The organism is Pseudoxanthomonas japonensis (assembly GCF_010093445.1).
GTDB classification, from domain to species: Bacteria; Pseudomonadota; Gammaproteobacteria; order Xanthomonadales; family Xanthomonadaceae; genus Pseudoxanthomonas_A; species Pseudoxanthomonas_A japonensis.
The window spans coordinates 1-6,185 of the sequence record NZ_PDWW01000044.1; the positions used below are offsets into that span (position 1 = coordinate 1).

Annotated in this window: 9 protein-coding genes; 6 read left to right on the forward strand and 3 right to left on the reverse strand. The window is 61.9% G+C overall.

The genetic code is table 11. The features are described from left to right. Positions 1-30: 30 nt before the first annotated feature. Together CSC78_RS18535 and CSC78_RS18540 are read right to left on the reverse strand one after the other, a co-directional pair. On the reverse strand, positions 31-474 hold the full coding sequence (locus CSC78_RS18535; protein WP_202924223.1) for a pyridoxamine 5'-phosphate oxidase family protein: 444 nt from the start codon (positions 472-474) through the stop codon (positions 31-33). 13 nt (positions 475-487) lie between these two features. Continuing rightward, positions 488-1,441, reverse strand: coding sequence for a LysR substrate-binding domain-containing protein (locus CSC78_RS18540; RefSeq protein WP_162339349.1), 954 nt, complete (start codon positions 1,439-1,441; stop codon positions 488-490). Between the two features lie 98 nt (positions 1,442-1,539). Between CSC78_RS18540 and CSC78_RS18545 the strand changes: the two genes are divergently transcribed. The 3 genes from CSC78_RS18545 to CSC78_RS18555 all read left to right on the forward strand — a co-directional run bounded on the left by CSC78_RS18545 (position 1,540) and on the right by CSC78_RS18555 (position 4,324). Beyond that, on the forward strand, positions 1,540-2,808 hold the full coding sequence (locus tag CSC78_RS18545) for an MFS transporter (protein ID WP_238391345.1): 1,269 nt from the start codon (positions 1,540-1,542) through the stop codon (positions 2,806-2,808). Positions 2,809-2,961: 153 nt separating this feature from the next. After that, on the forward strand, positions 2,962-3,561 hold the full coding sequence (locus CSC78_RS18550; protein WP_162339350.1) for a 2-hydroxychromene-2-carboxylate isomerase: 600 nt from the start codon (positions 2,962-2,964) through the stop codon (positions 3,559-3,561). Beyond that, on the forward strand, positions 3,521-4,324 hold the full coding sequence (locus CSC78_RS18555; RefSeq protein ID WP_225589528.1) for an SDR family NAD(P)-dependent oxidoreductase: 804 nt from the start codon (positions 3,521-3,523) through the stop codon (positions 4,322-4,324). Before CSC78_RS18550 ends, CSC78_RS18555 begins: the two co-directional genes overlap by 41 nt. Before the next feature lie 2 nt (positions 4,325-4,326). Here CSC78_RS18555 and CSC78_RS18560 read toward each other — a convergent pair whose 3' ends face one another. Continuing rightward, positions 4,327-4,731 (reverse strand): nuclear transport factor 2 family protein, encoded by a 405-nt coding sequence (locus CSC78_RS18560; RefSeq protein ID WP_162339352.1) that lies wholly within the window; start codon positions 4,729-4,731, stop codon positions 4,327-4,329. A gap of 39 nt (positions 4,732-4,770) precedes the next feature. On the opposite strand from CSC78_RS18560, the gene CSC78_RS18565 reads away from it, so the two are divergent. The 3 genes from CSC78_RS18565 to CSC78_RS18575 are packed head-to-tail and all read left to right on the forward strand — an operon-like array spanning position 4,771 to position 6,143. Beyond that, positions 4,771-5,184 (forward strand): rhodanese-like domain-containing protein, encoded by a 414-nt coding sequence (locus tag CSC78_RS18565; RefSeq protein ID WP_162339353.1) that lies wholly within the window; start codon positions 4,771-4,773, stop codon positions 5,182-5,184. Position 5,185: 1 nt separating this feature from the next. Beyond that, positions 5,186-5,644: a GNAT family N-acetyltransferase gene (locus tag CSC78_RS18570; protein WP_162339354.1), complete on the forward strand. Its 459-nt coding sequence runs from the start codon at positions 5,186-5,188 to the stop codon at positions 5,642-5,644. Positions 5,645-5,666: 22 nt separating this feature from the next. Then, positions 5,667-6,143 carry a cupin domain-containing protein gene (locus CSC78_RS18575; protein WP_162339355.1) on the forward strand — a complete coding sequence of 159 codons (477 nt, stop codon included), beginning with the start codon at positions 5,667-5,669 and terminating at the stop codon, positions 6,141-6,143. Positions 6,144-6,185 lie beyond the last annotated feature (42 nt).

Sequence of the window (6,185 nt, forward strand, 5' to 3'; positions counted from 1 at the left end):
GTCGGAAGCAGACATTCTCCGGAGCGCCAGCTAAGCGGCTGGCAGTCGTCTAACCCCATAAGCCGCTTCCGCCGCCTCGATCTGCGATGACTCCGATGTGCTCTCGCCGAAAAGCAGGTAGCTGGGCGCGATAATCTCGACCGTCCTTTCCACCTGGATCACAAAGACACTCCGGACCGGGAACCGATCTCCCACGATCGGAAGCAGAGGCGCCACCCATTTTCGATAGTCGTCCGTATGCCGCCTGACGTTTATGGCTGAGCCCATGATCTTGTGGCCCTTCTGTACGAGGATGTCCACCAGGCTCACGCATACGCGCGGATTCTCTTCGATGTTCTTCGCACTGACAGGAGACGCGATGTTCGCGATGACCACATGTCGATCATCGAAGGCTCGGAAAACCTCCTTGGGGGACACATTGGGCTGACCACTCGAGTCCGCCGTGGCCAGCCAGCAGAGCACGCTGGCTTCCATGGACGCTCGGACCCTATCGGTCAACATGGACCTCTCCCTCAGGTTCACTTGGCGTCGGTGCCGACAGTCCGATCGCCTCGCTCTTAATCCAATCCGCAACCTGTTGCACCTGCTGTCGTGGCCGAGGCTCGGCCTCTATGAGCCAGAACCCATGGCGGCTAGCAGGCGCCACCTTGGCAGACTCGATGACCACAAGCCGACCTTCTTCAATCATAGGTCGGATCAGTTCGTAGCGCCCCAGCGCGACGCCCTGTCCCGCCAATGCCGCCTGGATCACCAGGTCGTATTGGTTGAAGTGCAGAAGCGTCCGTGGCTTGCCCTTTTCGCCCACGTGGGCATCCAGCCAAGGGCGCCATTGCAGCCATGGGTAGCGCTCGTCATCGAACTCCAGAAGAGTCAACGCGGATACAGCTCCCGCCGAACGCAGGCTCGCGGCACCGAACGACGGACTGGCCACGGGCACGACGCTTTCTGCAAAAAGCAGCTTGGCACCCGATGGGGCACGATCGGCAGACGTATAGCGGATAGCCATGTCGATGCCATCGTTGCGCAGGTCGACCAGTCGATTGTGCGCCGCCACGCGGACATCGATGTCGGGATATAGGGCTTGCAGTTTTCCCAAGCGCGGAAGTAACCACAGCCCGGTGAAGCCGATCGTCGCGCTTATGGTCACAGGCTTGTTCCTGGAGCGGGCCTGCAATTCACCCAACACGTCCTGCAATTGCTGGAGCGCCCCGTCCGCGCTTCGGTACAGCCGCTCACCTTCGGGGGTGAATTCGATGGTGCGATGACCGCGGACCAGAAGCTTCACCCCCAACTGTTCCTCCAGCGCGTGGATCTGGCGACTGACGGCCGACTGGGTCAGGTGCAGATCCTTCGCCGCGAGCGTGATGCTCATGCGACGCCCTACCGCGACGAAGCCGCGAACGAGGTCCAGCGAGGGCATTCTTGCGAAATCCATTGACATGCGCCTAGGGAATGCGAACGTTCCGAAAAGTTGGTTGAAGTGGCAAAGCGCATCGCCCCTAATAGCGACACTATCCCACTGTCGCAGCGAACGCCAGTATGTCGCACCCGCAGGAAACGAATTCCAAGGACGCATGCATTCGGACGATCGACCACGGCCGGCGCCGCCTTTGGGGTGTGGTGATCGCGGCCGGTCTGGTGATGGGCCTGGCCTTGGGCGTGCGCCATGTCCAGGGCTTGTTCCTGCTTCCCGTCACGGGTGATCAGGGCTGGTCGCGCGAGCTGTTCGGTTTCGCTCTGGCGGTGCAGAACCTGACCTGGGGCATCGCACAGCCGTTCACCGGCATGTTGGCGGATCGCTATGGAGTAAGACGCGTGGTCGCCTTCGGTGTGGTGCTGTATGCATTGGGACTGGCGGGCATGACGCAAGCAAGCAGTCCGGCAATGTTCGTGGCGACCTGCGGCGTGGCGTTGGGCGTGGCGCTGTCGTGTACCGCGTTCGGCGTCATCTACGCCGCCGTCAGCCGACTCGTGGCGCCTGGCCAGCGCCCTTGGGCCATTGCGGTGACCGGGGCGATAGGTGGACTGGGCCAGTTCGTCATGGTGCCGCTCGTGCAGGAGCTCATTGCGTCCCTCGACTGGAAAGCGAGCCTGTGGATCCTGGCCATCGCCATGGCGGCGTTGGCGCCTCTAGCGCTGCCCCTGAAGGACCGGACCACCTATGCCGTCACCGAACACGAGGATGGCGACCGGGGTATTGGCCATGCGGTCCGGGAAGCGTTCTCGCACAGCGGCTTCTGGCTCCTCAACCTGGGCTTTCTGGCATGCGGGTTCCAGTTGGCCTTCATCGCCACCCACCTACCTGCCTATCTGATCGATCAGGGCCTGGGACCGATGGCCGGCGTCGGCGCTTTGGCGACGATCGCGCTGACCAACATTGTCGGCATCTACGTATGCGGCATGCTGGGCGGCAAATGGCGGCAGAAGAACCTGTTGGCCATCCTTTATCTGGCGCGCACCGTCGCCATCGGGCTATTCATCCTGCTGCCGCTGAGCCTGTGGACGGTCTATGGGTTCGCGGCGGTCATGGGATTCCTCTGGCTGGGCACCGTCCCGCTCACCAACGGCGTGCTGACGCGTGTGTTCGGCGTGCGCTATCTAGCCACCCTGTTCGGCTTCGTCTTCTTCGGCCACCAGCTGGGATCGTTCCTCGGCGTCTGGCTGGGCGGTTATGTCTTCGACGAGATGGGCTCCTATCAACCGATCTGGCTCGTCGCGATGGCTCTGGGGCTGATCGCCGCCGCGCTTCATTGGCCGATCGATGACCGACAACGGCACCGGCCACTGGTGGCGGGGGCGGCGCCATGAGCGGGCCTAGGCTGCTGTCACGGACAGCACTCGTTTTACTGGGCTTCGGCATGGCCGCGTGCGTATTTAGGGCTTGGCTTGAGCCGGCCGATCCCACTCTATGGCTCGGCGCCTGGCTGACGAGTTTGTGCACATGACAAGGATCATCAGGTCATGAAGCCACATCGGACGATCGAACTCTGGTTCGACTTCAGCAGCAACTATTGTTATCCCACCATCATGCGGGTCGAATCGCTGGCGGCCGCGCACGGCGTTGCCGTGCAATGGCGACCCTTCCTGCTCGGCCCCATCTTCAAGGCAATCGGGTGGTCGTCCTCGCCGCTTTTCCTGCATGAAGCGAAATCCCGTTATGTATGGCGGGACATGTGCCGGCGCGCAGAGCGCTTCGGCCTGCCCTTCGTGCAGCCCAGCGTCTTTCCACGGCGAACCTTGCTGCCGATGAGGATCGCCACACTGGCCAGCGAGTCATCCTGGATCGGCGAATTCTGCAGGCTGTCGATGCTGGCCCATTTCGGCGCCAATCGCGACATAGACACTTACGAGGCCATGCGAGGCATTCTTGATCACCTGGCACTCCCGAGCGCGGGACTGATGGCAGACGCCGAGTCTGAGACGAACAAGGCGCTGCTGCGACGGCGCACGGAGCAGGCCATGGTGCGAGGGGTGTTCGGAGCGCCCATGATCTTCGTCGGACAAGAAATGTTCTGGGGCGATGATCGCCTGGAAGACGCCCTTGAATGGGCAACACGCTGAGGACCGAATGACAACACCATCTCCATCAAGCTCCATCATCATCGTTACCGGCGGCACGCGCGGCATAGGCAGGTGCATCGTGGAGCGCCTCCACACGGATGGCTACGGCATCCTGTTCACGCACTCCTCCTCGGTCCAGGATGCGGCATCGCTGGAACGGGGGCTGCACTCGCCCGAAAGGCCCTGCCGTGGCGTCCGGATCGATATCGCCGAGCCGGATGCTGCCCAGCGCATCTTCGACGCCGCGGTGGCGCTCGGCCATGTTATCGGCTTGGTGAACAATGCCGGCGTCACGGGAAAGCTCGGACCCTTGGTAGACCTGAGCGACGACGACCTGGACCGCGTGATCGCCGTCAATCTGACGGCCACGATCCGGCTCTGCCGGGAGGCAGCCCGTCGCTGGTCCGCCAGGACAGAGCGCTCGTCCATCGTGAATATCTCCTCCGTGGCCGCGCGCACGGGCTCTCCGAACGAGTACGTCGGCTACGCAGCGACGAAGGCGGCGGTGGAAACACTCACGATCGGCTTGGCCAAAGAACTCGCGCCACGCAACATCCACGTCAGCGCCGTATCGCCGGGGACCATCGACACCACGATCCATGCCCGCGCCGGCCAGCCGGATCGGGCGCAGCGCGTGGCCGAGAGGATACCCATGAAGCGTCCAGGGAGGCCGGAGGAGATCGCCGGTGCTGTCGCCTGGCTCGTCTCCGCAGACGCTTCCTACGCCACGGGCTGCGTGCTCAATGTCGCAGGAGGACTATAGCTTCAGCGATTGCGCTGACTGGCGATCTCCGCCAGCAGGTTCGACCGGTCGAAGTAGACCTCGTTGCGCCGGATCTTTCCTTGCGCATCCAACTGCACGAGACAGACGCCGGTGATCGACAAGATCTTGTCTCCGACAGGAACTGTGGCGTGCCATTTGTTCAAGAACCCGTCTTCCATGGGGATGCCCTCTACCTGCGTCCAGACCCAGTGCGGGTTGTAAGCCAGCAGCCGGGAAAAGTAGGCGAGCAGCGCAGGCTTTCCGTTGATGCCATCAGGCACGCCGGGGTCCAGATAGTACGCATCGTCCGCGTAGAAGCTCGCCAGACGCTCAGGATCGTTGCCGGTCCACGCAGGGAGCCAGGACAACGCGAACTGTCGCGCTTCGTCCTTGCCGAGTGATCGCATGTTGAACCTCATGCTGTGCCAGATAACGAGGAAATTTGTATGCCCAAGAATGCCGTAACGCAAGTGGCCGCAGCGACGTCCGACGAGGCGCAGTTGCACTTCGCGCGTAAATTCCAGTTTGAAACCGATTGTTGGGACGTGCACGAGGCTATCGAACGTGGAAATCCAGGCTTCGTGCTGCTGGACGCGCGTTCGCACGAGCTCTATGGCGCAGGTCATGTTCCAGGCGCGACAAGCCTTCCCCATCGGAAGATCACCGAAGCCTCGATGCGCCACTATCCGGATGGCACGCTGTTCGTGACCTACTGCGCAGGGCCACACTGCAATGGCGCGGACAGAGCGGCCCGTCGTCTTGCCGAGTTGGGACGGCCGGTCAAAGTCATGGTCGGCGGCATTACGGGCTGGCAGGACGAGGGATTCGATTTGGCAACCACGGTTTCGGCGAGTGTGTAAGGTGCACGTTCGCCGCGCTCTTCCCGCCGATGCGGCAGCGATGGTGCCGCTGTGCGTTGCGCACGCAGCCTACGAGGGCGCCACGCTTCCGGGGCCGCCATCCCCAGATGCGCTGCAGGCGGCGCTATGGGGACCGTTCCCCCGACTTTATGCGTGGATAGCGTCCGTCAACGACGAGATGGTCGGATATGGCTCCGGATCACTGACTTATTGCACGTGGAGCGCTTCGACCTACTTCTTGATGGATGCCCTTTTCATCGAAGAAGCCTACCGCGGCATCGGGCTTGGCGCTGACTTGCTGGGCGCAATGCGTGACTTCGCTTGCTCCAAGCAGTGCACGCGAATGGAGTGGCTTACGCCCACCTGGAACACGAGCGCTCTCGGTTTCTACGAGTCCAGGGGTGCCGTCTGTCAGGAGCGCATCCGTCTCAAGCTTTCGCTCGATCGCGATCCGCTCTGAAGAGCAGCCATGGATGTGTGAAATGCAGAAAGAAGGATGGCCAACCACCCTCTATTCGGATGATGTAGCGCCGAAGTCGGGAACGAACTACCCGAAGCCCTATTCGGACCGCGTAGCAGGAAGGAGCAAGCGCAGGCTTGGCGACGCCTTCGGCCTGAGCAACTTCGGCGTGAACTTGACTCGTCTTGAACCAGGCGCGATATCGGCACTGAGACACGCCCATACCAAGCAAGATGAGTTCGTCTATGTACTGGAGGGGACACCCACGCTCGTCAACGATCGGGGGAATCACCTTCTGGAGCCCGGCATGTGTGCAGGCTTCAAGGCTGGCCATAGCGATGCACACCATCTAGTGAATCGCAGCAATCTTCCTGTCGTCTATCTTGAGATCGGGGACCGGTCTCAAACAGACCAAGTGCTTTACCCGGATGACGACCTTGAGGCGCATTTCCATGGGGGAAGCTGGCGTTTCACGTACAAAAACGGCGAGCCCTACTGAGCTGCTGCTGGCTATTGCTCGCAGCCGATGTCCGCTTCCGGT